20 protein-coding genes are annotated in these 23,838 nt (G+C 68.4%); 13 read left to right on the forward strand and 7 right to left on the reverse strand.

Features of this window, described 5'->3' with window-relative positions; translation table 11 throughout:
• Nucleotides 1–191: 191 nt before the first annotated feature.
• The 4 genes from fabF to FVA80_RS15845 all read right to left on the reverse strand — a co-directional run bounded on the left by fabF (nucleotide 192) and on the right by FVA80_RS15845 (nucleotide 6,549).
• A complete protein-coding gene (fabF, locus tag FVA80_RS15830) occupies nucleotides 192–1,460 on the reverse strand; it encodes a beta-ketoacyl-ACP synthase II (protein WP_147906814.1) in 1,269 nt (422 codons plus the stop codon).
• Between the two features lie 140 nt (nucleotides 1,461–1,600).
• Complete coding sequence (locus FVA80_RS15835) at nucleotides 1,601–2,143, reverse strand: TetR/AcrR family transcriptional regulator (RefSeq protein ID WP_147906813.1); 543 nt, start codon at nucleotides 2,141–2,143, stop codon at nucleotides 1,601–1,603.
• A gap of 219 nt (nucleotides 2,144–2,362) precedes the next feature.
• Nucleotides 2,363–5,467 (reverse strand): efflux RND transporter permease subunit, encoded by a 3,105-nt coding sequence (locus tag FVA80_RS15840; protein WP_147906812.1) that lies wholly within the window; start codon nucleotides 5,465–5,467, stop codon nucleotides 2,363–2,365.
• The gene (locus FVA80_RS15845; protein ID WP_147906811.1) at nucleotides 5,464–6,549 is read right to left on the reverse strand and encodes an efflux RND transporter periplasmic adaptor subunit; all 1,086 of its coding nucleotides are present in this window, start codon (nucleotides 6,547–6,549) and stop codon (nucleotides 5,464–5,466) included. The genes FVA80_RS15840 and FVA80_RS15845 overlap by 4 nt, the downstream gene beginning before the upstream one ends.
• 373 nt (nucleotides 6,550–6,922) lie before the next feature.
• Here FVA80_RS15845 and FVA80_RS15850 point away from each other — a divergent pair, with 373 nt between their 5' ends.
• From FVA80_RS15850 to FVA80_RS15885, 8 genes are all read left to right on the forward strand, one after another.
• Complete coding sequence (locus tag FVA80_RS15850) at nucleotides 6,923–8,239, forward strand: O-antigen ligase family protein (RefSeq protein ID WP_147906810.1); 1,317 nt, start codon at nucleotides 6,923–6,925, stop codon at nucleotides 8,237–8,239.
• A gap of 485 nt (nucleotides 8,240–8,724) precedes the next feature.
• On the forward strand, nucleotides 8,725–9,363 hold the full coding sequence (locus FVA80_RS15855; protein ID WP_246691970.1) for a glycosyltransferase family 25 protein: 639 nt from the start codon (nucleotides 8,725–8,727) through the stop codon (nucleotides 9,361–9,363).
• A 443-nt stretch (nucleotides 9,364–9,806) separates the two neighbouring features.
• On the forward strand, nucleotides 9,807–11,489 hold the full coding sequence (locus FVA80_RS15860) for a hypothetical protein (protein ID WP_147906808.1): 1,683 nt from the start codon (nucleotides 9,807–9,809) through the stop codon (nucleotides 11,487–11,489).
• Nucleotides 11,486–11,887 (forward strand): DCC1-like thiol-disulfide oxidoreductase family protein, encoded by a 402-nt coding sequence (locus FVA80_RS15865; protein ID WP_147906807.1) that lies wholly within the window; start codon nucleotides 11,486–11,488, stop codon nucleotides 11,885–11,887. Before FVA80_RS15860 ends, FVA80_RS15865 begins: the two co-directional genes overlap by 4 nt.
• Nucleotides 11,888–12,120: 233 nt before the next feature.
• Nucleotides 12,121–12,882 carry a 5-oxoprolinase subunit PxpA gene (locus tag FVA80_RS15870; RefSeq protein WP_147906806.1) on the forward strand — a complete coding sequence of 254 codons (762 nt, stop codon included), beginning with the start codon at nucleotides 12,121–12,123 and terminating at the stop codon, nucleotides 12,880–12,882.
• Nucleotides 12,879–13,616, forward strand: coding sequence for an allophanate hydrolase subunit 1 (locus tag FVA80_RS15875; RefSeq protein ID WP_147906805.1), 738 nt, complete (start codon nucleotides 12,879–12,881; stop codon nucleotides 13,614–13,616). Before FVA80_RS15870 ends, FVA80_RS15875 begins: the two co-directional genes overlap by 4 nt.
• Nucleotides 13,613–14,629 (forward strand): biotin-dependent carboxyltransferase family protein, encoded by a 1,017-nt coding sequence (locus FVA80_RS15880; RefSeq protein ID WP_147906804.1) that lies wholly within the window; start codon nucleotides 13,613–13,615, stop codon nucleotides 14,627–14,629. Before FVA80_RS15875 ends, FVA80_RS15880 begins: the two co-directional genes overlap by 4 nt.
• Nucleotides 14,630–14,736: 107 nt before the next feature.
• Nucleotides 14,737–15,525: an aldolase gene (locus tag FVA80_RS15885; RefSeq protein WP_147906803.1), complete on the forward strand. Its 789-nt coding sequence runs from the start codon at nucleotides 14,737–14,739 to the stop codon at nucleotides 15,523–15,525.
• Between the two features lie 25 nt (nucleotides 15,526–15,550).
• Here FVA80_RS15885 and FVA80_RS15890 read toward each other — a convergent pair whose 3' ends face one another.
• Nucleotides 15,551–16,732 carry a lytic murein transglycosylase gene (locus tag FVA80_RS15890; RefSeq protein ID WP_147906802.1) on the reverse strand — a complete coding sequence of 394 codons (1,182 nt, stop codon included), beginning with the start codon at nucleotides 16,730–16,732 and terminating at the stop codon, nucleotides 15,551–15,553.
• A 307-nt stretch (nucleotides 16,733–17,039) separates the two neighbouring features.
• Here FVA80_RS15890 and FVA80_RS15895 point away from each other — a divergent pair, with 307 nt between their 5' ends.
• The 3 genes from FVA80_RS15895 to FVA80_RS15905 all read left to right on the forward strand — a co-directional run bounded on the left by FVA80_RS15895 (nucleotide 17,040) and on the right by FVA80_RS15905 (nucleotide 19,301).
• On the forward strand, nucleotides 17,040–17,537 hold the full coding sequence (locus FVA80_RS15895) for an SRPBCC family protein (protein ID WP_246691971.1): 498 nt from the start codon (nucleotides 17,040–17,042) through the stop codon (nucleotides 17,535–17,537).
• Between the two features lie 138 nt (nucleotides 17,538–17,675).
• Nucleotides 17,676–19,088 carry a pyruvate kinase gene (gene pyk / locus FVA80_RS15900; protein ID WP_147906863.1) on the forward strand — a complete coding sequence of 471 codons (1,413 nt, stop codon included), beginning with the start codon at nucleotides 17,676–17,678 and terminating at the stop codon, nucleotides 19,086–19,088.
• A gap of 84 nt (nucleotides 19,089–19,172) precedes the next feature.
• The gene (locus tag FVA80_RS15905; RefSeq protein ID WP_007561257.1) at nucleotides 19,173–19,301 is read left to right on the forward strand and encodes a hypothetical protein; all 129 of its coding nucleotides are present in this window, start codon (nucleotides 19,173–19,175) and stop codon (nucleotides 19,299–19,301) included.
• A 56-nt stretch (nucleotides 19,302–19,357) separates the two neighbouring features.
• Here the strand turns inward: FVA80_RS15905 and FVA80_RS15910 are convergent, their stop codons facing one another.
• A complete protein-coding gene (locus FVA80_RS15910; protein ID WP_147906801.1) occupies nucleotides 19,358–20,545 on the reverse strand; it encodes a patatin-like phospholipase family protein in 1,188 nt (395 codons plus the stop codon).
• Between the two features lie 444 nt (nucleotides 20,546–20,989).
• Between FVA80_RS15910 and FVA80_RS15915 the strand changes: the two genes are divergently transcribed.
• Nucleotides 20,990–21,517 carry a GcrA family cell cycle regulator gene (locus FVA80_RS15915; protein ID WP_147906800.1) on the forward strand — a complete coding sequence of 176 codons (528 nt, stop codon included), beginning with the start codon at nucleotides 20,990–20,992 and terminating at the stop codon, nucleotides 21,515–21,517.
• A 10-nt stretch (nucleotides 21,518–21,527) separates the two neighbouring features.
• Here the strand turns inward: FVA80_RS15915 and FVA80_RS15920 are convergent, their stop codons facing one another.
• Nucleotides 21,528–22,448: a TAXI family TRAP transporter solute-binding subunit gene (locus FVA80_RS15920; RefSeq protein WP_246691972.1), complete on the reverse strand. Its 921-nt coding sequence runs from the start codon at nucleotides 22,446–22,448 to the stop codon at nucleotides 21,528–21,530.
• A 300-nt stretch (nucleotides 22,449–22,748) separates the two neighbouring features.
• Here FVA80_RS15920 and cysK point away from each other — a divergent pair, with 300 nt between their 5' ends.
• A complete protein-coding gene (gene cysK / locus FVA80_RS15925; protein WP_147906798.1) occupies nucleotides 22,749–23,723 on the forward strand; it encodes a cysteine synthase A in 975 nt (324 codons plus the stop codon).
• Nucleotides 23,724–23,838 lie beyond the last annotated feature (115 nt).

Genomic DNA, 23,838 nt, shown 5'->3' on the forward strand with positions numbered 1-23,838 from the left:
AGGCCTGCAGCGCAACGCAGGCTGATTTGCGCGCGATACGGATGAAACACGAAGTCCTTATTGATGGAGCCTCTCTCCCCGGCGACAGCACCGTACAACCCGTAGACTTCGTCTGGATTCATGCGAGATTGGAATAAGCTCCGAACACCCGTGTATGGCCTCTTAGTTTATTAGTATCTGTAAGTCGACTTTCAAAAAGAGTTCATCCGCTTGAGGATGATACTGGCGTTGACACCCCCGAACCCGAAACCGTTCGAAAGCGCGTAGTCCACAGAGGCCCGCCGAGCCTCCGGTCCGATGAGGTCCAGGCCTGACGCGCCCGCGTCGGGATCGGTCAGATTGAGGGTGGGCGGCAAGACGCCCTCGCGCAATGCCTGCACCGTGATGATCGCCTCCAGACCGCCGGCGGCGCCGAGGAGGTGGCCGGTTGCGGACTTCGTCGAGGAAATGGCCGGACCGTCCTCGCCGAAGACGGACTTGAGCGCCGCCAGCTCCCCCGAATCGCCGACCGACGTCGCGGTCGCGTGCGCGTTGACGTAGCCGATGGCGGCGGGTTCCAGCCCTGCCATGGCCAGGGCCGTGGTGATCGCCTGGCGGGCGCCGCTGCCATCCGCGGGACCGGCGGTGAGGTGGTAGGCGTCGGCGCTTGTGCCGTACCCGACCAGTTCGGCCAGCGGGACGGCGCCACGCGCCTGCGCGTGCGTCAGAGTTTCCAGCACGAGGATGCCGGCGCCCTCACCCATGACGAAGCCGTCGCGGCTTCGGTCGAAGGGCCGCGACGCGGCGGCTGGCGTGTCGTTGAACGCCGTCGAGAGGCTGCGCGCCGCGGCGAAGCCGCCGAGCGCGACGCGTGTGACGCAGGCCTCGGCACCGCCACAGACGACGACATCGGCGTCGCCGGCGCGAATCAGGCGCACCGCATCCCCGATGGCTTGGACGCTCGCCGCGCAGGCGGTGACGGGAGCCCCGAGCGGTCCCTTGAAGCCGTAGCGGATGGAGACATGGCCGGCGGCCAGGTTGACCAGGAAGGCCGGCACCGTGAACGGCGACAGGCGCTGCGCGCCGCGGGTGCGCACGGTCTCCACAGCGTCCGTGATGGTCTGGAAGCCTCCGATGCCGGAGGCCACGATGGTCGCGGTGCGGACGCGCTCCCACTCGCTGGAGGGTTTCCAGCCCGACTGCCGAAGGGCCTGTTCCGCCGCCGTCAACGTGAACTGGATGAACCGGTCCATCTTGCGGAGGTCCTTGACCGGGATGAGGGCGCCCGGATCGAACCCGTCCGGATCCTCGTCCCGGGACGGCACGAGCCCGGCGACCTTCGCGTCGATGTCGGGGACGAGGTCGTCCGGCAAGCGCCGAACACCGGATTCGGATCCGACGAGCCGGCGCCACATCCCTTCGACGCTGCAGCCGAGCGGGGAGACGACGCCCATTCCCGTGACCACGATTCGTTCGCGCATCGTTATCCTCTGGCGGAGTCCTGGGTACGCCGCGGACGTCGCGCGGCACCTGCGGGTCCGGCCAGGATCGGCACGGTCGCGCGTTCAGGCGATGAGGACGCACTCGCAAAAAAATGCGGGCCGTCCCGGCCTGGCCGACGTTATCCGGTGACGGCAGCCTGCGCTGCCCGGATCAGTTCGCTCGCGAGAGCCTCGTCGTCGACTGCTCGCGCCAACACGACGGCACCGACGATCGTCGACAGCGTCGCCAGAGACCGTTGCCTGCGGCGCTCCTTGGCTCCCCTGGGCGTAAGGCCTGCGAGGATGGTGGCCATGCGCTCGACGCCCTGGGTGAACCGCGCCCGGACAGGACCGCCCCGCGGCTCCCGGGCCACGTCGTTCGCCAGGGCCGCGAGAGGGCATCCCATACCGGGTGAACGGACATGCGTGAGGGACAGGTAGTTGGCGATGAGGGTGTCGAGGCTCCCGCGGTATTCCTCGTCGAGCGCGCTGTCGAACGCCTCCGCGGCAAGGGCCTCCTTGTTGGAGAACTGACCGTAGAACCCGCCATGGGTGAGGCCGGCCGACGCCATGATGTCGGCGACCCCGACGCCATGGAGGCCGCGTTCCCGGAACAGCGACGCAGCGACCTCGACGACGCGGCGGCGGTTGAGCTTGGCCTGCTCTTGGGAAACTCTGGGCATGACCTGATCCTTCGGCGTTCCTGAGACCGATATAAATGCGTTTCATCATCTAAAGAAGGGCGGGACAGGCTGGCTTTCGATGGGGTCCGGCCACTGAGCCGCGAGCTCGGCGACAGGGATTGACGATTTCGATCGACCGGCCTGCGGAGGGGGGCATCAATGCAGGCCGGCCGGCCGACCGCACGTTCGCTGCCGAACGCGCGATCCTGAAAGTCCGGGCTACCCCCCGGACCGAACCAGCACCGCGCCGGAGCCGGCGGCGCGGCCCGTGCGGGGTTCCCGCGCCACCCGGAACCACAAGGCATAGAGCGCCGGCAGGAACAGCAGCGTGAGGAGCGTGCCCACGCCGACGCCGCCGATCAGGACGTAGGCGAGCGCCCCCCAGAACACCGAGTGCGTCAGCGGGATGAAGGCCAGCATCGCGGCAGCCGCCGTGAGGATTACGGGCCGCGCCCGCCGCACGGTGGATTCCACGATGGCCTCGTAATCCGACAGGCCGGAGGCGCGGTCGTGGTGGATTTGATCCACCAGGATCAGCGTGTTGCGCATGAGGATGCCCGACAGCGCGATCAATCCCAGGATCGCGTTGAATCCAAACGGCTGCTGGAAGATCAACAGCGTGGGGACCGCCCCGACGAGGCCCAGCGGTGCGGTCGCGAACACCATGAACATGGTCGAGAACGACCGCACCTGCAGCATGATGACCGTCAGCGTCACGATCAGCATCAGGGGGAAGACCGCCACCAGCGCGTTCATCGCCTTGGCGCTCTCCTCCACGGCACCGGCGGTGTCGATCCGGTAGCCCGGCGGCAGCTTCGCCTTGATCGGGTCGAGGAGCGGCAGCACCTGCGCGTGGATGTCCGGCGGCTGCTTGCCGTCGAGCACGTCGCCCTGCACCCGGATGTAGGTCTCGCGATTGTAGCGCTTGAGCACCGCATCCTCGTTGCGGCTCTCCAGATGCGCCACCTGGGACAGTGGGACCTGGCGTCCGTCATGGGTGGCCAGCGTGAGGTCGCCGATCTCGCCGAGCGAGCGGCGCTCCGGTCCGGGGCTGCGCAGGAGCACGTCGACGGAGCGCAGGTTCTCGCGGACCTGGGTCGCGGGCGTCCCGTTGAGGTAGCTCTGCAGTTGCTGGCCGGCCTCCTTAGGGGTCAGGCCGATCAGGCGCAGGCGCTCCTGGTCGAGGACAAGGTGCAGGCTCGGAGTCTTGTCACCCCAATCCAGGTGCACCAGCCGCATGTTCGGGTTGGAGGCCATGGCGTCGGCGACCTCGGCCGCGATACCGCGGATGACGTCGAGATCGGGCCCGACCACGCGGAAGGCGACCGGAAAGCGGATGGGCGGCCCGAACACGATCTGCAGCACGCGCACGCGCGCCTCGGGGAAGAGGCCGTCGCTCACAAGCTTGCGGACCTTGAGCCGAAGCGCGTCACGGGCTGCGGCGTCAGCGGTCTGCACAACGATCTGCGCGAAGGCGGGGTCGGGCAGCTCCGGGTCGAAGGAGAGCACGAAGCGGGGCATGCCCTGGCCGATGTAGCTGGTGATCTCGCGCGCCTCGGGCAGCTGACGCACGGCCGCCTCGACCTTCTTCACGCTGGCCTCCGTGGTCGCGAAGGCTGTGCCCGTCGGCAGGGTCACCTCGACGATGAGTTCCGGGCGCTCCGAGTTCGGGAAGAACTGCTTCTCGACCTTGCCCATGCCGACCACTGCCACCGCAAACAGCGCCACGGTGATGCCGGCCGCCATCCACTTGTGGTCGACGGAGGCCCGCACGATCCGACGCAGGCGCTGGTAGTTCCGCGTCGCGTAGATCGCCTCGTGGCCGCCTTCCACCGTCTTGATATTGGGCAGGAGCTTGACGCCGAGATAGGGCGTGAAGGTCACGGCCACGATCCAGGAGATGATCAGCGAGAAGCCGACCACCCAGAAGATGTTGCCGGCGTATTCGCCCGCCGTGGAAGCGGCGAAGCCCACGGGTAGGAACCCCGCGATGGTGACGAGCGTGCCGGTGAGCATCGGCGCGGCGGTGGCGCTCCAGGCATGGGTGGCCGCCTCGATGCGGTCGGCCCCCTCCTCCATGCGCACCACCATCATCTCGATGGCGATGATGGCGTCGTCCACGAGCAGGCCGAGCGAGATGATCAGCGCCCCGAGGGTGATGCGGTCGAAATCCCGCCCGGTGACCATCATCACCACGAACACGGCGGCGAGGGTGATAGGAACGGCGAGCGCCACGACGATGCCGACCCTGAACCCGAGGGCGACGAGACTGACCACGATCACCACGGACAGCGCCGTGAAGAACTTCACCATGAACTCGTGGATGGCGTCGTCGATAACCTTGGCCTGGTCGGTGATCTTCGTGAACGTGATGCCGGTCGGCAACGCGTGATGGATCGCGACCTCCTCGGCGTTCAACGCTTCGCCGAGCTGCAACCCGTTAAAGCCGGGCTTCATCACGAGGCCGAGCATCAGAGCCGGCTCGCCGTCATTGCGGATCGCGAAGACCTTCGGATCCTCGTAGCCGCGCTTTACCTCGGCGATGTCGCCGAGCTTGAGGCTGCGGTCGCCCGCGCTCACCGGCAGGTTCCGCAGGACGTCCAAGCTGTCGATGGCACCGTCGAGCCGCAGGTAGACCCGGGGCCCGGCGGTCTCGACGAAGCCTGCCGGGGTCACGTCGTTCTGGTTGGCCAGCGCGGACAGGAGCTGCTGGCCGGTGATGCCGAGCGTGGCGAGACGCTGATAGGAGATCTCGACGAAGATCTTCTGCGTCTGCTCACCCAGGATGTTGATCTTCTCGATCCCCGGCACCCGCAGCAGACGCTGGCGCAGATCCTCAGCCTTCAGCACGAGGTGCCGGTGCGGCAGACCCTGGGCCTGGAGGGCATAGAGCGCGAAGTAGACGTCCGAGAACTCGTCGTTGAACAGCGGGCCCATCACGCCGCGCGGCAGGGTGGACGCCTGATCGGACAGCTTCTTGCGGGCCTGGTAGAACTCCGACTGGAGCTTGGCCGGCGGCATGCTGTCCTTGAAGTAGACCTTCATCAGCATGAGGCCCGGCCGAACCGTGGTCTCGACGCGGTCGTAGTAGACGAGTTCCTGCAGGCGCTTTTCCAGGGGGTCGGCCACCTGCCGCTGCATCTCGTCGGTGGTGGCGCCGGGCCAGGCGGCCGAGACGGACATCGTCTTGACCGTGAAGGCCGGATCCTCGGCGCGGCCGAGCTTCTGGAAGGCGAAGAAGCCGGCGGCCGTCACCGCGATGATAAGGAAGAGCGTGACGGCCCGCTCGCGGACCGCCAGGGCGGAGAGGTTGAAGCCGGTCATCGGGCGACTCCCGTCAGGGTCGGGGGCGCTTGGCGCACGCTCTCTCCCGCCTTCAGGAGATGCGCGCCGAGCGACACGATGCGGTCGCCGGGGTTGAGGCCGGACACGACCTCGGCCTCTTCCTCGGACATGCGCGCGACCGAGACCGGTTGGGCGGAGACCGTCTTCGTGCCGGCATCGAACTTCCAGACCGCCGAGCCCTGCCCCTGGTCGAACAGGGCCCCGAGCGGCACCTCGACCGATGCGGAACGTCCGGTTTCCGCCGGCTTGAGCCGGAGCGTCACGGTCGCGCCCAGCGGCGCGTCCTCGCCGCCGCCGGACAGGATGTAGCGCGCCCGGTAGGTCCGGGTGGCCGCGTCGGCGGTAGCCGACAGTTCGCGCAGCCGTGCCGGATAGGTCGCCTCGCCCTCTGCGTAGAGCGTCGCCGAGGCGGTGCCCCGCGCCAAGTGGCGGCTCGCCTCCGGCAGGAAGACCTCCGCCTCGCGGGCACCATCGCGCGCCAGCTTGACGACGGTCTGGCCGGCGGCGACCACCTGACCGGGTTCGGTCGGGACCTCCATCACGACGCCATCGGCATCCGCCTGGAGTTCGGAATAGCCGGCCTGGTTGGAAACCTGGCTCGCCTGGGCCTCGGCGTTGGCGAACTGGGCGATGGCGGCATCTGCCGCCGCCTTGTTCTGGTCGTAGGTCTGCTTCGAGGTCCATCCGTCGCCGACCAGCTTGCGACTACGCTCCTCGTCGGCCTTGGCCTTGATCATCTGGGCGCGCGCGGCCTCGACGGAGGCGCGCGCTGCGTTGAGCGCCAGGGTGAAGTCGGTCCGGTCCAGACGCATCAGGGGCTGCCCGATCCGGACATGATCCCCCGGATCGACGAGGCGTTCGAAGATCTTCCCGCCGACCCGGAACCCGAGATTGCTCTCCGTGCGGGCCCGGACGACGCCGGTGTAGCGCGCGACCCCCTTCGTTCCCGGGACGACCTCGACGGTCTGCACCAGCGGAGGTTCCTGAGGCACGGCAGTCTCGGCCGGCGAGCAGCCCACCAGCGCCGATGCGGAAAGCGCGAGCATCCATCTCACGTCCATGGCCCGCCTCCACATCGATCCGATCCTTCGCAAAAATGATGTTCATCATCTATTGTGCGGGCGTGCTTTCGTCAATGGCGGAACCGGGATCCTGGCCGGGGCTCGGTTTGATTCACTGGTCGCTCCCACCCGCCGATCGCACCGACGCTGGCGAGCAGGGTGGAGTCGGTCCACGCCGACCACAGCGGCGTGCATCCGTCCGTCCCAAATCCGGGGCGCCTCCCTGTCGTCGGCGTTCAGCGCGGGGCCGGCTGGACCGGCCTACCTCGTTTGGCGGAATTGGACCGGCTGACGGTTCGCCTCCAAGCGAAGCCGTCGGGAGCCTCGGCCATGCGTCGGCGCGGAGCGCTCGGGACGTCGAAGGCTGAGGGCGATGGCGTTTCGTCGAGACATGGCGGGTTTCGGACCGGACGAGACCGGATCGGCCTGGCTTCCAACCGGCGGGCTCGATGAGCGTGGTGCTTGGCATGTCGCCCGCCCGTCGCGCCGCCGGCTCGGCGCCCACGGTCTGCCGCGGCTCGAGCCCGCTGCGATACTCTGGGTCCTGCTAATCCTGCTCGCGCCGATCAGCGGCGAGCAGGTCAAGCTCCCGGGTCTGGATAAGGCGGTCTGGCTGGGCGCCGACCTGGCGGCTCTCGCCTTCCTGGTCTTACGGCGCGATCTTGCCAGCACGCTGTTCGGCAGCCGGCCCGTCATCCTGTTTTGGCCGGCGCTCGCCGTGATGTCGGCGGCATGGTCGCTGACCCCGGACATCTCGGCCTATCACGGCCTCCAGCTGCTCGCCACGGTCGTGGCGGGGATCGCGTTGCGCGCCACGATGGGGCTATCGGGCGTCGTCAGGATCGTCTTCCTCGGGCTGCTGGGCGGGCAGATCCTGTCGCTGGTGCTGGGCGTTGCCGCCCCCGGCATGACCCGCGGCCTCAGCGGGGAATGGTCCGGGGTCTACTCGCACAAGAACGTGCTCGGGAGCCTGATGAGTCTCCAGCTCCTCTGTGCCGCCTGCCTGTTCCTCCAGGGCTGGCACCGACTCCTGACCGGGGCGGCCTTCCTGGGCGCCGTGATGCTGCTGGTCTCGTCCCATTCCGCCACCGCCCTGGTGGCCGGCGCAGTGGGGCTCTCCCCACTCTGCGTGGTCATGGCGTGGCGACAGGGTAACCTGGTGACGGGCTTCTGCCTCGGGCTTGCCATCGCGCTCGCGGGAATCGGCATCCTGGTCGCCCCGACCTACGGAGCGGACCTCTCCGCCAGCCTGCTCTCGGACCTCGGCAAGGACACGACCCTGACCGGCCGCACCATCCTCTGGCAGTTCGGCATCGATCAGTTCTGGCGGGAGCCCCTCGTCGGGATCGGCTACAAAGCCTACTGGGAAAGCCCGATCACCACGGCGCCCTACCTCCACTTCACCACGAAGCAGAAGCTCTGGTTCTTCCACAACAACTTCATCGACGTTGCGGTGGCATTCGGCGTCGTCGGCCTGATCATTTTCACGGGCGTCTTGCTCGATACGGCACGTCGCGTCATCGCGCACTTCACCCGGTCTCCGGGCTATGTCGAAGCCTGGCCGATCCTGTTCCTCGCGCAGCTCGTGGTCTTCATTTGCTTCGAGTGCCCGTTGTTCATGAATCACGGGATGCATCAGTTCCTGCTGGCGGCGATCCTTCCGGTCCTGCGGCAACGGCCGACGGCCTGATCGACGATCAGTCCGGCTGGAAGCAGGGGCCTACCCCTACCAGTCCGAAGCTGCCGCATAGGCGGAAGCAGGATGCGCAGCGTATCGTCCGCACTTCGTATGCAATCTAATTCCGGATCACGCGAATATTTCTCGAAGATACACGTGGATGACGTTTCATAAATCTTGCGATCCCCGGATCTTGACTAGAAAATCATTTTCCCGCTTTTCCGCTCCGGCTAATTCGACGAGGCGTTCATCCCAGCAGAGTCCGCGTGCGGAAACGTCAGCGCAGGGCGAAACTTTTAAACAATGATTACTGAATTCGACCGCAAAATGTGTTTGCAAGTTTGTTAAATTCAGCGCATGATTCTAAATCAAAGGCTGGTACAATGTGCTGCATTGCAATATCGATCCCGCGGTTTCGCGAGAGACATGCCTATATTACCCGGCATCTCCATACGGTCTGGGGGGCGGATTTCGAAATTCTGGGTATCGACGGGTCGGTGGCCGGCCGTGACGCGTCGCCGGGATCCGATCTGAGCCCGGGACAGGTGGGCTGCGCCCTCTCGCACCTGGCCGCCTACGAATCCATGATCGATCGCAGGTTACCCTGGGCCCTCATCGTCGAAGACGACGCGGTGTTGCCGCCGGACATCCACGACATCTTGGTCCGGGTCGAGGCGACCCTGCGCCGGGGCGATGTCGTCCTCCTCTACAATCGGCCGCAGCATCGCGCCGCCTTCAGCACCGTGAACGCCGATTCGATCGGCGACTACCGGCTGTGCCTGCCCATGAACATGGCAGGGCTCGGAACGACGGCCGCCTACGTGATCACGCGGCAGGCGGCAGAAGGCATCCTGAAGGTGAACCGGCCGGTCGTGGCGGCTGCCGACAACTGGGAATACTTCTTCGAGCGCCAGGCTATCGCCCGGGCCCGGGTGATGTCGCCGAACCCGGTCTCGATAAAACCGTTCGAATCGACGGTCTTCACATCCGGGTCCCGGTTCGGCGGCGTCCTGAAGAGCAATCGCCTGTTCCAGCCGCTGCTGGCGGCCCGGCGCCGTTTTTTGACGGCGCGCATGACGGGCCAGACGGTGTTCGTCGACGAAGTCTCGCCCTACTCCACGATGTCCCCGCAATAGAGGCGGCTGCAGCGCCGTTCTCGACAACGGTCTTCAGGGCATCCGGTCGCCCACTTCGCGTCCTCGCGTGCGGGATCCTCGGCCACGGCACGTCGCTCGCTGCGGTGCAGCCTCCGGATTCGGCCTGCGCTGCCCGGCGCTCACTCCGTTCAGCGTTTTCGAAGGACGCAGAGCGCCGACGATCCATTCGGATGAGCGAAGAACAGGCCGCCGCGCGGCGAGGATGCCGTGGCCGCCCTCTTCCAGTGCCGGGGCTCGGCGACGAAGCCAGCAATACAAACGAAAGACGTAGGCATACGGCGCCGACCGTACCCTTGGCCCGCGCCCGAACCATGACACTCTGATTGCCGAAGCGTCGAGGGCCACCACCGCGCCATCGAACGCAACCCGGTCGCCGCACTGCCGCTGCGGCCGCCATCACACTCCGGCAGCGAAGCGTGACGATGGGCAGATCTCTCTCGAGTTCGGATCCGACCAAGACCTTCACGGTCCGAGAATCCTGGCTGGCCGGACCGTTCTCGCTGGCGCAGGCCCGGCCGTATTTGATCCTGCTCGCGCAGATCACCGCGCTCCTGATGGTGATCAAGCTGTCGCGGATCGTCGACGAGCGGAACAACTACTACATTATCGTGCTGCCGCTGTTGCTGGCGGCCGCGATGCTGCGGCAGACCTACGCCGCCTCCGACACCGCCGCCGTCCGGCTGCTCCAATTGATCGGCGTGATCTCCGGGGCCTACGCCCTCGTGCATTACCCGCTGTTCCCGGTGGTCGAGCAGGGCTTCAAGGCGATGGCGACGCTGGGCGCCCTCGTGGGCCTCTGGATCGCCGCCGTGGCCTGCGGGATCCTGTGCCTGCGCTGGCCGTCGCTCGGCGTGGTGGGCGCGGCCTACCTGGTTTGGAGCAAGCTCGCCGTCAGCCGGGTGACGGGGCTCTGGCACGGACACATCATCGACGTCGTGCCCCTGGCGGAGGTCAGCTTCTGCCTGCTGGCCGGTCTCGGCGTCATCGCCCTCACGGCCCGCGTGAGCGCATCGCCGGGCATGCCCGCTGCCGCCAGGACCGACATTGCCACCGCCGGTGCGCTGTTCTCGAAGGTTCTCATCGCCGCCGCGATCAGCATCCACCTCGGGAACTACTACTCATCCTTCCTGGCCAAGGTGACGCTGGATGCCGGCCCGACATCCTGGCTGCTCGCGAACGACCCAGGAAAACTGTTCAGCGTCGGCCTCGACAACAACCACGTCTTCTACGCGAGCTGGGCCTGGCTGGTGGAAGGCATGCGGGCGATCCTGAGTCATGCCGGGCCCCTCACGAACACGCTCATCCTGGTCGGACAAGGGGCGGCCCTGGTCGGCATCCTGATGCCGCGGCGCTGGCTCGTTATCCTGCTGCTCGGCTTCGACGCGATGCACCTGTCCATCGTGGTCGTCATGGGCGCCAATTTCGCCCCGTGGATCCTGCTGAACCTGGCGATCGGCGCCGTGGTGATCAGCCGGCATTACCAGCGGCCGCCGCTGATGGTCGGGGTGCTCTCGGTGCTGTTCATCCTGAGCGACAACAGCTTCATGACTCAGGCGCGGCTCGGCTGGTACGACACCGCAGCGAATAATAAGTTGTACTTCCAGGCGGTCGATAAGGACGGCGGGCGCCACTACGTCCCGACGAACTTCTTCACCTTCTACTCGTATCCCTTCGCCCACATGGCCTACGGATCGCCGGATGCGGAGACCGCCTTCGCCCTCGACAACCCGAATGGCGGAACCCAGGTCTACCGGAAAGTCGTCGCGTCGCTGTCCTGCGACGTGCCGGTCCTCACCGCCCGGGACGGCGCCGGGCAAGACCTCGCCAAGATCGAGATCGATCGGCCCGCGGTCGATGCCTACATCGGCGGCTATCACCGACTGGTCACTGGAATTGCCGACAGGCTGGGGTCGTTCCCCCATGCATTCTACCCGCATCACTTCTTCGTCCCGCTCCAGCACGGAGCGAGCTTCGACGGCGTGGGCCTGCACGACATCGTCGCCTACATCTATCGGCGTGAATCGGTCTGCCTCAGCCTGCAGGATGGCGTGCCGGTCCGCAGGCTGGTCTCGGAAGCCGAGCATCGGATCGATCTGAAGCCATGACCGACGCAGCTCTCACGGTCGTCTACGACGGCGAATGCCCGTTCTGCAGCAACTACGTGCGCCTGATGGCCCTGCGCCGGTCGGTCGGCACCGTGGCACTAGTCGATGCCCGGGAGGGCGGCCCGGTGGTCGAGGACCTGACCCGGCGCGGTTACGACCTCGACAACGGCATGGTCGTCCGCCACGGCCGGACCCTGTATTACGGCCCGGACGCCTTGGTCCTGCTCTCGACCCTTAGCGAGGATCGGGGCCGGATCGGCCGCGCCCTATCGTGGCTGCTACGCAGCCCGTCCCGCGCGCGCCTGCTCTATCCGATGATGAAGCTCGGTCGACGCGCGACCCTTGCTTTGCTGGGCCGACGCCTCATCGCGCAGCCCGCATCCGGCCGGCACCCTTGAACCTGCGCCACCGAGATCTGCCCCCGAGATCTGTGCTGCGCGCGAAAGGCTTCCGGCACGCTGGAAATGACCACGCGGCATCGGCCTTGCTCGTGCTCTCGCGCTTCCAGCCGGCCTAGCGCTCTCGACTTCTGAGCGTCGGCGGTGTGGAAGGAGCGTGATCCGGTCGCGATGCGGGCCGCCCTCCAGGCCTGCCTGCCCGGAGCGGTACGCAGCAGGAAGGGACGAGTCCGTTGGCCAGCGTGGACCTGAATTCCGATCTCGGCGAGGGCTACGGCACCTACGCCTGCGGTGACGATGCGGCGATCCTCGGCATCGTCACTTCCGCCAACGTCGCCTGCGGCCTGCACGCGGGCGATCCCGAGATCATGGCCAGCACCTTCGCGCTGGCCAAGGCGCGCGGCGTGGCGGTCGGCGCCCATCCGGGCTTTCCGGACCTCTGGGGCTTCGGACGGCGGCGCATGCCGTTCACCCCGCCCGAGATCGAACGGCTCGTCGCCTACCAGGTCGGCGCCGCGCAGGCGCTCGGCGCCTATGCCGGCCACCGGGTCACCTACGTGAAGGCGCACGGCGCGCTGGCCAACCTGGCCGCCGAGGACCGGGCCGTCGCCGACGCGATCGCCAGGGCAGTCCGGGCGGTCGATCGGGACCTGGCACTGCTGGCCATCGCACTCACCGCCCAGGTCGCGGCGGGCGAGGCATGCGGGCTCGAGGTCCACCAGGAAATCTTCGCCGATCGCGGGTACACCGAGGCTGGCCTGCTCATCCCGCGCGACCGGCCCGGCGCGCTGATCACCGAGGCCGATGCGGCCGCAGACCGGGTCTTCCGCATGGTCGAGGGCGGGGCGATCCTCACCGCCTCGGGCAAGTCCCTGCCGACGCCGATCCGCTCGATCTGCGTCCACGGGGATTCCGCGCACGCGGTCGCCACGGCCCGGGCGGTGCGCGCCCGCCTGGAAGGCGCCGGCGTGACCCTGGCGCCGTTCCGCCCATGAGCGACGCGGTGAGCGAACCGCGGCTGCTGGATTCCGGTGAGGCAGCGCTGGTGGTCGAATTCGGCAGCACCGTCGATCCCACGATCAGCGACCGGGTCCTGGCGCTCGACGACGCCCTCGGCGCCGATCCGCCGGAGGGATTGCGCGAGCGCGTGCCGACCTACCGCTCCCTGATGCTCCACTACGATCCGCTGGTGCTCGACCGTGAGACGCTGGCGGAGCGAGTGCGGGCGCTGGTCGCCGGCGCCGTCGCCCGTGTCGGCACGCCGACCCTCTGGACGCTGCCCTGCTGCTACGACGCGCCCCACGGTGAGGACATCGCGCAGGTCGCCGAACGCACCGGGCTCTCCGCCGACGCCGTGGTGGCGACCCATGCCGGAGCCACCTACCGGGTCTACATGTACGGATTCGCACCGGGCTTCGCCTATCTCGGCGGCCTGCCCAAGACCCTCGCGGTACCCAGGCGCGCGAGCCCGCGGCCCCCGCATCCGAAAAACGCCGTGGTGGTCGGCGGAGGCCTGGCCGCAGTGGCCACCGTGCCGATGCCCACGGGCTGGTACGTGATCGGCGCCACTCCGGCCCGGCTCTACGCCCCGGAGCGCAGCGAGAGCTTCTTCGTCGGTGCCGGCGACCTGATCCGGTTCGAGGCCGTGGACGTCGCGACCTTCGATGCCCTGACCGCCCGGGAGGCGGCGGGCGAGCCGGTCGCCCGCCGTGGGGAGGCCGATCGATGACCGCCCTCGTCATCGAGGCCGCCGGGCCCGGCGTGACGCTGCAGGATGGCGGCCGGCACGGCTACCTGCGCTACGGCATCACGGCCGCGGGCCCGATGGACCCGCTGATGCACGCCACCGCCAACCGCGCGGCGGGCAATCCCCTGGACGCCACCGCCATCGAGGTCTCCACCGGCGGCCTCACCGTCACGGCCGACGGCGGGCCGCTCGGCATCGCCATGGTCTCCCGGAGTTTCCGGATCACCCTCGACGGCGTTCCCCTTCCCGACGCGGTCGCGCTGACCCTGGAGCCGGGCCGGACGCTGACGGTGCGCGCCGGCTCGTCCGGCGCCTGGGGCTACCTTGCCGTGCAGGGGCGCCTCGACGTGGCGCCGGTGCTCGGATCGACCGCGACCCACACCCGGTCCGGCCTCGGCGGCTTGGACGGTCGCGGGCTGGCCGCAGGCGACCGCCTTCCCGTGGCCGAGGCCCGGCCCGGCGAAGCCGCGCTCTACCGGCTGATCGCGCCCTGGCTCGACCGCGATCCGATGGAAATCCGGGTCGTGCTCGGCCCGCAGGACGACTATTTCGCCTCCGACCAGATCGATGCCTTCCTGGCCGGCCCCTGGACCGTCTCGCCGCGCGGCGACCGCATGGCCTGCTTCCTCGACGGAACGCCGCTCAAGCACGCCAAGGGCTACGACATCGTCTCGGACGGGGTGGCGATGGGGGCGATCCAGGTGCCCGGCAACGGCCTGCCGATCATCCTGATGGCGGACCGGCAATCAACCGGCGGCTATCCGAAGATCGCCACCGTGATCGGGCCGGATCTCGGGCGCCTCGCCCAGGCGCAGGGCGGGACCACGCTGTCGTTCCGCAGCGTCACCGTGGCCGAGGCGGTGGCGGCCCGCCGGGCCGAACGCGAAGCGTTGCGGGAGACGGTGGGGCGTGATCCGGTGGTGCGCACGGATTTCGCCTCCGATTTCCTGCTCGGGCTCAACCTCGTCGGCGGCGTCACCGACGGGCAAGCCTGATGGTAGCCACGCAACAATGGTCCGCAGGGCCGCGCGACAGCGTATCATACCGGTCTGCCTGATTCCGGCGGCCCGGATCCGAACCGAGATAGAGAGAGCCTTCCCGCATGGCGCACGCCGTCACAGCCTCTGGAACGCCCCCCGTGCGCGCCAACGAGCCCCTGAACGCGGACAGCGTCCGCCGCGCCCGCATCGATTTGGCGGCCTGCCTGCGCTGGGCCGCGCGCAACGACCTCGAAGAGGGGATCTGCAACCACTTCTCGGCTGTGCTGCCGGAGCGTCCGGACCTGTTCCTGGTCAACCCCTACGGCCTGGCTTTCGCCGAGGTGACGGCGTCGAGCCTGCTGCTGTGCGATTTCCACGGCAACGTGGTCGAGGGCGACGGCCAGCCCGAGGCGACGGCCTTCCACATCCATGCCGAGTTGCACCGGCTGAAGCCGAACGCCCGGGCCGCCTTCCACACCCACATGCCCTACGCGACGGCGCTGGCCATGCTGGAGGGGCAGCCGCTGCTCTGGGCCGGGCAGACCGCCCTGCGATTCTACGGCCGTATCGCCGTGGATGAGGATTACAACGGGCTGGCGCTCGACGCGAGCGAGGGCGAACGGATCGCCCGAAGTGCCGGCGTGGCCGACGTGGTGTTCCTGAAGAACCACGGCGTCATGGTGCTGGGCGAGACCATCGCGGAAGCTTGGGACGACCTCTACTACCTGGAGCGCGCCGCCCAGGCACAGGTGCTCGCCATGAGCACGGGCCGCACAATCAAAACCGTCCCCGAGGAGATCGTGAAGCGCGTGGCCGCTCAGGAAGCCGCCGGCCGCGCCGAGAGCGCGCGCCTGCACCTCGAAAGCGTCAAGCGGGTCCTGGCCCGGGACGAGCCGGCCTTCCTGGCCTGAGCGCCCATCTGGCCTGCGGCGCCTCTCATGGCGCCGCGCGGATGCGGTCCAGCAGCGCCGCGTCGGCGTAGCCATCCGCCGGCAGCCCCTGCGAACCCTGATAGGCGCGCAGGGCCGCCCGGGTCTTCGGGCCGATCTTCCCGTCGACGCCGCCGGTGGCGTAGCCGCGCTCGCTCAGCCGGGTCTGAAGGTCGCGGCGCTCGTCCCCGGTGAGCGGCCGGTCACCCCGGGGCCAGTCGCGCGACAGGCCCGGATCGCCGCGCAGGCGGTCCGAGAGCAGCGCCACGGTCAAGGCATACGCCAGAGCCGTGTTGTAGCGCAGGATCGCGGAAAAATTGGGCCGGAGCAGGAAGGCGGGCCCGCGAATTCCCGCAGGCAGGATCAGGGTCGCCGTCGCGGCCTCGTCCGGAATGGGGCGATCCCGGGTGAGCCTCATGCCGAGGTCCCGCCACGCCGCGAGGCTGCGCGGCGTGGTCTCGTCGGCCAGCGCAGCTTCGAACCCGTCCGGCAGCACCACTTCGTAGCCCCAGCCTTCGCCGGACCGCCAGCCGTGATCGCGCAGATAATTCGCCGTAGAGGCGAGTGCGTCCGGGGCCGACGTCCAGATGTCCCGCTTTCCATCCCCGTCGAAATCCACCGCGTAGCGCTGGTAGACGCTGGGCATGAACTGGGTATGGCCCATCGCGCCGGCCCAGGACCCGGTCAGGCCGCCCGGCATGCGGTCGAGGGGCGCCTCTCCACGGGCGATGATCTGCAGCGCGGCGGTCAACTCGTCGCGCCAGTAGGACGACCGGCTGGGATCGCCGCAGCTCAGCGTCGCGAGCGCGCGCACCACGGGCCGCACCACGGCGCTATTGTCGAGCACGGCACCGTAGCTCGACTCGACGCCCCAGAAGGCCACAAGCGTGTAGCGGTCGACGCCGTACTGCGCCTCGATGGCCGCCAGCGGTGTCGCCAGCTCCGCCAGCTTGCGCTGACCGGTCTCGATCCGCGCCGGCGTTACGCTGGCCTCGATGTAGTCCCAGATCGGCCGGACGAACTCTCCCTGATTCTGCGTCGCCGCCAGCACCTCCGCGTCCGGCTGCAAGTCACCCAACTGCGCCTGCGCGACGGAATGTGGGACGTCGTGCGTTGTCGCCCAGGCGATCAAATCGCCGCGGCAGGATTCGAAAGACACGGCTGGCGGGCTATCCCCGGGCGCGGCCATGGCCAGCCCCGGCGCGGAGGCAAGAGCCGCGATTCTGAGCGCACAAGCGGGTCGCCAGCGGCGAGACAGGGCCCGCCAGCCACGCTCTGCGATTAAGGCCGGCCAGGGGCGATCGTCCATCGGCGTCTCCGACTCAAAGCCTGTCAGGGGGTACCCATCGAAGCGCACCGTCGTGGCGACCGATCGGCAGCGTCGTCTTACCGGCCTGACCCATTGGTATCCAGGCATCGTCGGCCCCGGTAGCCCGATGGGCTTCGCTCGGCAGGCGCCCTACTTTCCATCGACGACATTCTGCGGAGGCCCCATCGTGAAACGACCCGCCCTGTGGGTGATCTGCGCCGCAGGCCTGCTGGCGGAAGGCCCGGCCTGCGCCCTCGAAGTCACCCGCAGCCGCGACATCCCGGCACCGCCCGCCGCAATCTGGGCGCTGATCGGCGATTTCTGCGCGATCGGGCTGTGGCACCCGCAGGTCGAGCGCTGCATCCTGTCGCGCGAGGACGACGACGACGGCATCCGCGCACAGATCCGCGGTCTGGTGGCGAAGGGCGGCCTGGGCACGATCGTCGAGGTCGAGACCGCCCGCGACGAGGCGGCCATGAGCTACAGCTACAGCTTCATCCAGGGCCCGCTGCCGGTGCGCGCCTACAACGCTACCCTGGCGGTCCGCCCGAACGGCGCGGGCTCCACGGTGGTCTGGACCGCGACCTTCGACGCCGAGGGCATGAGCGACGCCGACGCCCTCAAAGACATCACCGGAATCTACGACGATGGGCTCGCCGGCATCGCCCGGGAGGTCGCCAAATAGGGCGCGGTCCGAACGGCGAATGTCTCCGGACCGCCAGAAAAAGCTCGCCTCCGCGCCCATTCTTACCAATGTGGGGGCCGTCGGCGGGCCCGATCGCCCGGCCGATTCCCGGAGATCGTCTTCATGGCAGAGGCCCGCATGCGCCGTCACCGCCACGCCAAGATCGTCGCTACAGTCGGCCCGGCCAGCTCGGCACCAAACCGGTTGCGCGACCTGTTCCTCGCCGGCGTCGACACCTTCCGGCTCAACTTCAGCCACGGCGTGCAGGAAGACCACGCCAAGGTCCACGCGGCGATCCGCGCCCTCGAGCGGGAGGTCGGTCGCCCGATCGGCATCCTGCAGGATCTGCAGGGACCGAAGATCCGCATCGGCACGCTGCAGGGCGGACGCCAGGATCTGGTCGCCGGGGAGACGATCCGCTTCGTCCTCGAAGGAGCCGACGGCGACAAGCAGGCGATCCCGCTCCACCACCCGGAAATCTTCACCGCGGTGGTGCCCGGACAGGAACTCCTGATCGACGACGGGCGGGTGCGGGTCCGCGTCCTCGGGCCGGAGCGGGACGCGATCACCGCCGAGGTGATCACGGGCGGCGTCATCTCGAACCGCAAGGGCGTCAACCTGCCGGGTACGCTCCTGGACCTGTCGCCCCTCACCGAGAAGGACCGTGGGGACCTCGCCTTCGGGCTCGACCTCGGCGTCGACTGGATCGCGCTGTCCTTCGTCCAGAAACCATCAGACCTGATCGAGGCGCGCGGCATCATCGGTGATCGCGCCGGCATCATGTCGAAGATCGAGAAACCGCAGGCGCTGGAGCGGATCGACGACATCATCCGGCTCTCGGATGCCGTGATGGTCGCCCGGGGCGATCTCGGCGTCGAGATCCCGCACGAGGACGTGCCCGGGCGGCAGAAGGAGCTGATCCGCGCCTGTCGGCTCGCCGTGAAGCCCGTGATCGTGGCGACCCAGATGCTCGACTCGATGGTCCAGGCCCCGGCCCCGACCCGGGCCGAGGCATCGGATGTCGCGACGGCGATCTACGACGGTGCCGACGCGGTGATGCTGTCGGCGGAATCGGCCACCGGGAAGTACCCGGTCGAAGCCGTGTCGATGATGGATCGGATCATCCGCAGCGTGGAGGGGCACAAGCTCTACCACTCGATCGTGGCGGCCTCCGAGCCCAGCGAGGAGGAGACCCCACCCCACGCGGTGGCCACCGCCACAGCGGACTTGGCCGAGGCGGTGCGCGCCGCCGCGATCGTAACCTACACCACGAGCGGGACGACGGCCGCCAGGGTCGCGCGCAAGCGCCCCGCGTCGTCGATCCTGGCGCTGACCCCGAGTCTCGCCACCTCGCGGCGTCTGTGCCTGCTCTGGGGCGCGCATAGCGTCCACACCGACGACGTCGATTCCTACGAGGAGATGACCGCCAAGGCCGGCCAGTACGCGCGGGCGGAGGGCTTCGCGAAGCCGAACGACATCATCGTCGTGACGGCCGGAATCCCGTTCCACACCGTGGGGAACACCAACAACATCCGGCTGATGCAGGTCTGACGGCGTTCCGCCGGGAACGCCCCGCACGCATCACCCGTTAATGGGCAAGCTGCGCCGTTTTGGCGCGAACGCCGGGAGAGATCCATGAGCCTGATCGGACGCATCGTCACCAAGCTTCTCGGCAACGAGAATCGCCCCATCGACCGCGATGACCGGAACGCCAGCACCGCGACGCCGATCGGCCGCCTGGTCACCAAGATCCTGGGCAAGTAACCACAGTCGCAGCGCCGCGCGCCCGGTCGGATGCGCGGCGTCGCTGTTTGCGACCGTCAGTTCGCGACCGCCGCCGCGGTCTGCTTGAGCGTCGGCGAGGCCGGGACGGTGTGTTGCCAGAAGGTGCCGGTGCGGCCCTTCCCGAGACCCTCCTGATAGAGCGCCCGCATGTAGGCGGTGTCGAAGCCCTTCGCGGCCGAGGCCTTCGGGCCGTCCTCGTCGATGTATGTGAGGTTGAAGCTCATCCCGTTGCTGCGGGCCAGCGCGTAGGTCGCGGTCAAGGTTGCACGGGAGCGGGCGCGGCTCGCCGTCGTGAACGAACGCTCGACGATGGACAGGGTGTTGTTTTTCGTCACCTCGAAGTCGGGCTCCAGCCGGCCGTTGATCACCACGTAGATGTTGGCCTTGCCACCGGTGCGGATCTTCCCGTCGCGCAGCAGCAGCGTCTGCGGCAGCGTGAAGACCGGGGTGACCACGGACCCGTCGACATGCATCTCCTGGAACCGGGCATCGGCCGCGTTCACGTCGATCATCTGCGGCGGGAACACCGCCGGGACGCTGGCGGACGCAGCCAGCACGTCGCGGAACAGATCCAGGGCGTTCGGCGCACCGCTCGACGCGATGGCGCCCATGTTCCAGATCACCGAGCGCTGCGAATCGAGGTTGGTCGTCACCACCATCAGGCGGCGGCCCTTGGCGTGCTCCTCGGCGATGGCGGTGAGCAGTTCCGGGGTGACGTAGCGGGCGATCAGGTTGCGCAGGCGCCCGTCGCCGAACAGGCCGGAGCCGAACAGGATGTTGGAGATGCTGGGCGACGTCACGAGTTCGCCGGCGACGCCGCTGGTGTAGAACTCGGTAAGGTACGCGTCGTAGGCCGGTCCCAGGAACGCGAAGGGGGCGATCAACGCCCCGGTCGACACGCCGGAGACCAGAGTGAATTCCGGGCGCGTGCCCGATGCCGTCCAACCGTTCAGGACGCCGGCCCCGTAGGCGCCGTCGCCACCGCCGCCCGACAGCGCCAGGTAGTTGAAGCCCGCCGAACGGCGCAGCGGATTGCCGGCGAGTTCCGCGATCGTATCGACCGATGCGTCGGCGTAGACGCGTGCGCCCGGTATCCCGGGCACGCTGGCGAGCGCCGCCTGCTCGGCGGTGTAGGCCGTGCGTGGGACGCTGCCGCAGGCCGCGACCTGGCCGGCCAGCCCGAGCGCGAGTAACGCGCGCAGACCCCCCTGACGGTAACCCATCGTCCTCACCTCGGAAAACAGCAACGCTCGCCCCTTCTGCCACAAGGAAGCAGCTCGGCCGTGACCTCGTTCCGGTCAAGCTTAGCATTCGGTACGATTGTGATGCGATTACGTCGGGCTGTGACGCCGGCGACACGTCACGTCGGGCTCACGACGCCCTCCGGCGACGGGTAACCACCTTCCAAGGCCGACCGGGCATTGCCGGTGGACAGGGGGCGACTCGGGCAATGAGCCGCCCTTGCAAGCGGCGCGAGCGCCGCGCTAGGGTCCGGTCGTGGCCTGACGAGACAGGGTGTCGCACGTGGTGCGGCAGCCGACGCGCATGGGTGACGCGCACGGGTGCGGTTCGCACGGCTCTTGATGAGCTGCGAGGGTCTTGATCGGCCCGGAACGCCTTGCGTCACCTCGGCTGAGCGCGCGGGCCGCAGGGGGCGGAGGGGGACTATGGAAGCGGGCCTGAGCTGGACAGATGATCGCGTGGCGCTCCTGCGCCGGCTGTGGGAAGACGGGCAAAGCGCGAGCAAGATTGCGGCGCAGCTCGGCGGCGTCACCCGCAACGCGGTGATCGGCAAAGTGCATCGCCTCGGCCTGGGCGGTCGCGCCCGGGGCGCCGAAGAGGCTCCCGCTTCAACGCCAACCCCCAAGGCCGTCGAGATCGAGACCGCCATCGCGGTGGTCGAGACGCAGGCTCCTGAGCCGGTGGCGATCCTGGCGCATCGGCCGGCACCGGTCTTCCCGACGCCGGCCCCCGCCCCCGAGCCGGTGGCCCTGGCGGTGTCGAAGCGGGTCACGATCATGGACCTGCGGGAATCCATGTGCCGGTGGCCACTGGGCGATCCGACCACGCCGGAGTTCCGGTTCTGCGGCGCGCGCTCGATCACAGGATTGCCGTACTGCACCCACCACGCCGAAATTGCCTACCAGCCCGCTGCAGAGCGCAAGCGCGACCGCCGCGTCGCCTCGTTCCGGTAGAGACCGGGCGTCAGCGAACCGAAACGCCGGTCTCGCCGAGATAGCGCAGGGTGCCGGGGTTGAGCTGGGATGCCGGCACGACCCCGGCGAGATTTTTGGGATGGGTGTCCGCACCTTGCGGATGCCGCGCAGCCATGTCGGCCCGGGCCAGCGCGCGGACGATTCGGAAAGCCGTCTCCGGATCGAAGCCCGGTCGCACCAGGACGAGGCTCCAAGAGCCCACCGTCTCGATTGCGACGGGCTGCCCGGCGAAGCTGCCGGCCGGCACGGTCAGGCGCTTGAGAGCCGCGCCGGGTCGTGCGAGGCGCGCGATGCCGGCTTCGGATGGGCCGAAGAAGCGTGCGCCGCCCGGCGCATTCGCCATCGCGATGAAACCGGGCCATCCGAGACCGCCGCCCCAGAGCGCGTCAGCACGGCCATCCTGAACCATGGGCGGGCCGTCGCCCGCCCGGTCGAGCAGGATCGGGCGGATGTCGTGCGCCGGGTCGAGGCCCGACGCTTCGAGGACACTGCCGCCCATGACGGTCAATCCGGACTTGTGCGTGCCCAGCACCACCGTCCGCCCGCGCAGATCCTCGACGGAGTGGATCGGGCTCGCTGCCGGGACGGCGAACAAGCCCGGCGTGGGATACATCGGAGCCAGGACCGTGAGGCCGCCAGGCTCGGCCAGTGCGGGATAGGCGTATTCCCCCTGGATCAGCGCCAGATCGACCCGGCCGGCCCGCAGGAGCGCGACATTCTCCGCCGATCCGCCGCTCGCGCGCGTCTCGATAGTCAGATCGGGATCCGCCGCCTTGATCGCCATCGCGAAGGCGTCCCCGAAAGCCGGGAAGCCGCCGCCGGCCGTCGCGGTGGCGAGCACGACGTGCGCCGTCTCGGCGGCCCGCGCGGTTCGGGCAACCAGAAGGCCGAGAGCCGCCGTGAGAGCCACGCGGCGAGTCGCTGCGGCACCATCGCGTTCCATGTGACACCTCTATCGGACGGCTTACCGCGATCGCTTCGGGAGAACAATATTCCACAAAAGCCCTGCGCGTCAGCGACGGTCTCCCATATTCGCCTTTAATCCACGGAATTGGCAAAAAGAACTTTCGTACAGGCCACTTAGCCTAATTGCACCGGGTTCGGCGACGCGATATCGCAGCCTCCCGTCTGCCGGCCTGCCGCGGCCCCCCTTGGCCCGGACCGCGCCGACCCGACATCTGTTCGACCCGTCACCTGCAGGAGTTCCGCGATGGCCGATTCCCTCAACGCGCCGGCGAAGGTCGGCCACGGCCGTGTCTACGGCTCGATCACAGAGACCATCGGCAACACTCCGTTGGTGCGCCTCAACCGCCTGCCCAAGGAGCACGGCGTCGATGCCGAGATCCTGCTGAAGCTCGAGTTCTTCAACCCGATCTCCAGCGTGAAGGATCGGATCGGCGTCAACATGATCGACGCCCTCGAAGCCTCGGGCAAGCTGCAGCCGGGCGGTACGCTGGTCGAGCCGACATCCGGCAATACCGGAATCGCGTTGGCCTTCGTGGCCGCGGCCCGCGGCTACCGGCTGATCCTGGTGATGCCCGAGACGATGTCCATCGAGCGGCGCAAGATGCTGGCGTTTCTCGGCGCCGAACTGGCGCTGACCCCGGGTGCACAGGGCATGAAGGGCGCTATCGCCAAGGCGGAGGAACTGCTGAAGGAGATCCCCGGCTCGGTGATGCCTCAGCAATTCTCGAACCCGGCCAACCCCGAGATCCATCGGAAGACCACCGCCGAGGAGATCTGGACCGACACGGGCGGCAAGCTCGACGCGTTCGTGGCTGGCGTCGGCACGGGCGGGACGGTGACCGGTGTCGGCGAGGTCTTGAAGCCGCGCCTGCCGGGGCTGCAAGTCTTCGCCGTCGAGCCGGTGGATTCGCCGGTCATCTCCGGAGGCCAGCCCGGTCCGCACAAGATCCAGGGCATCGGCGCGGGCTTCATCCCTGGTAACCTGCACACGGACATCCTCGACGGCGTCCTCAAGGTCTCCAACGACACCGCCTTCGAGACCTCACGGGCGCTGGCCCGCCTCGAGGGTATCCCGGGCGGCATCTCCACCGGCGGCAACGTCGCCGCAGCGCTCGAGCTGGCCAAGCGGCCGGAGTTCCAGGGCAAGCGAATCGTCACGATCGCCTGCTCGTTCGCCGAGCGCTACATCTCGTCAGCTCTGTTCGACGGAATCGGCTAGCCCGATCCGACGCAGATACCGTTTCAAGCCGCGCCGGCTCTCAAGCAGCCAGCGCGGCTTTAACTGTAATCTTTCAATGCGAAATTCGATTCGCTCCGGAAGTGGACGGTCACAA

It is taken from the genome of Methylobacterium sp. WL1 (assembly GCF_008000895.1).
Classification (GTDB): domain Bacteria; phylum Pseudomonadota; class Alphaproteobacteria; order Rhizobiales; family Beijerinckiaceae; genus Methylobacterium.

Bases quoted from the DNA above. Each gene is read 5' to 3' on its own strand.
- FVA80_RS15840 (WP_147906812.1), bottom strand. From the start codon at position 5,467: ATGACCGGCTTCAACCTCTCCGCCCTGGCGGTCCGCGAGCGGGCCGTC.
- FVA80_RS15865 (WP_147906807.1), top strand. From the start codon at position 11,486: ATGACCGACGCAGCTCTCACGGTCGTCTACGACGGCGAATGCCCGTTC.
- pyk (WP_147906863.1), top strand. From the start codon at position 17,676: ATGCGCCGTCACCGCCACGCCAAGATCGTCGCTACAGTCGGCCCGGCC.
- FVA80_RS15845 (WP_147906811.1), bottom strand. From the start codon at position 6,549: ATGGACGTGAGATGGATGCTCGCGCTTTCCGCATCGGCGCTGGTGGGC.
- FVA80_RS15910 (WP_147906801.1), bottom strand. From the start codon at position 20,545: ATGGGTTACCGTCAGGGGGGTCTGCGCGCGTTACTCGCGCTCGGGCTG.
- FVA80_RS15850 (WP_147906810.1), top strand. From the start codon at position 6,923: ATGGCGTTTCGTCGAGACATGGCGGGTTTCGGACCGGACGAGACCGGA.
- FVA80_RS15905 (WP_007561257.1), top strand. From the start codon at position 19,173: ATGAGCCTGATCGGACGCATCGTCACCAAGCTTCTCGGCAACGAGAAT.
- FVA80_RS15835 (WP_147906813.1), bottom strand. From the start codon at position 2,143: ATGCCCAGAGTTTCCCAAGAGCAGGCCAAGCTCAACCGCCGCCGCGTC.
- FVA80_RS15875 (WP_147906805.1), top strand. From the start codon at position 12,879: ATGAGCGACGCGGTGAGCGAACCGCGGCTGCTGGATTCCGGTGAGGCA.
- FVA80_RS15915 (WP_147906800.1), top strand. From the start codon at position 20,990: ATGGAAGCGGGCCTGAGCTGGACAGATGATCGCGTGGCGCTCCTGCGC.
- FVA80_RS15860 (WP_147906808.1), top strand. From the start codon at position 9,807: ATGGGCAGATCTCTCTCGAGTTCGGATCCGACCAAGACCTTCACGGTC.
- FVA80_RS15885 (WP_147906803.1), top strand. From the start codon at position 14,737: ATGGCGCACGCCGTCACAGCCTCTGGAACGCCCCCCGTGCGCGCCAAC.
- FVA80_RS15880 (WP_147906804.1), top strand. From the start codon at position 13,613: ATGACCGCCCTCGTCATCGAGGCCGCCGGGCCCGGCGTGACGCTGCAG.
- fabF (WP_147906814.1), bottom strand. From the start codon at position 1,460: ATGCGCGAACGAATCGTGGTCACGGGAATGGGCGTCGTCTCCCCGCTC.
- cysK (WP_147906798.1), top strand. From the start codon at position 22,749: ATGGCCGATTCCCTCAACGCGCCGGCGAAGGTCGGCCACGGCCGTGTC.
- FVA80_RS15890 (WP_147906802.1), bottom strand. From the start codon at position 16,732: ATGGCCGCGCCCGGGGATAGCCCGCCAGCCGTGTCTTTCGAATCCTGC.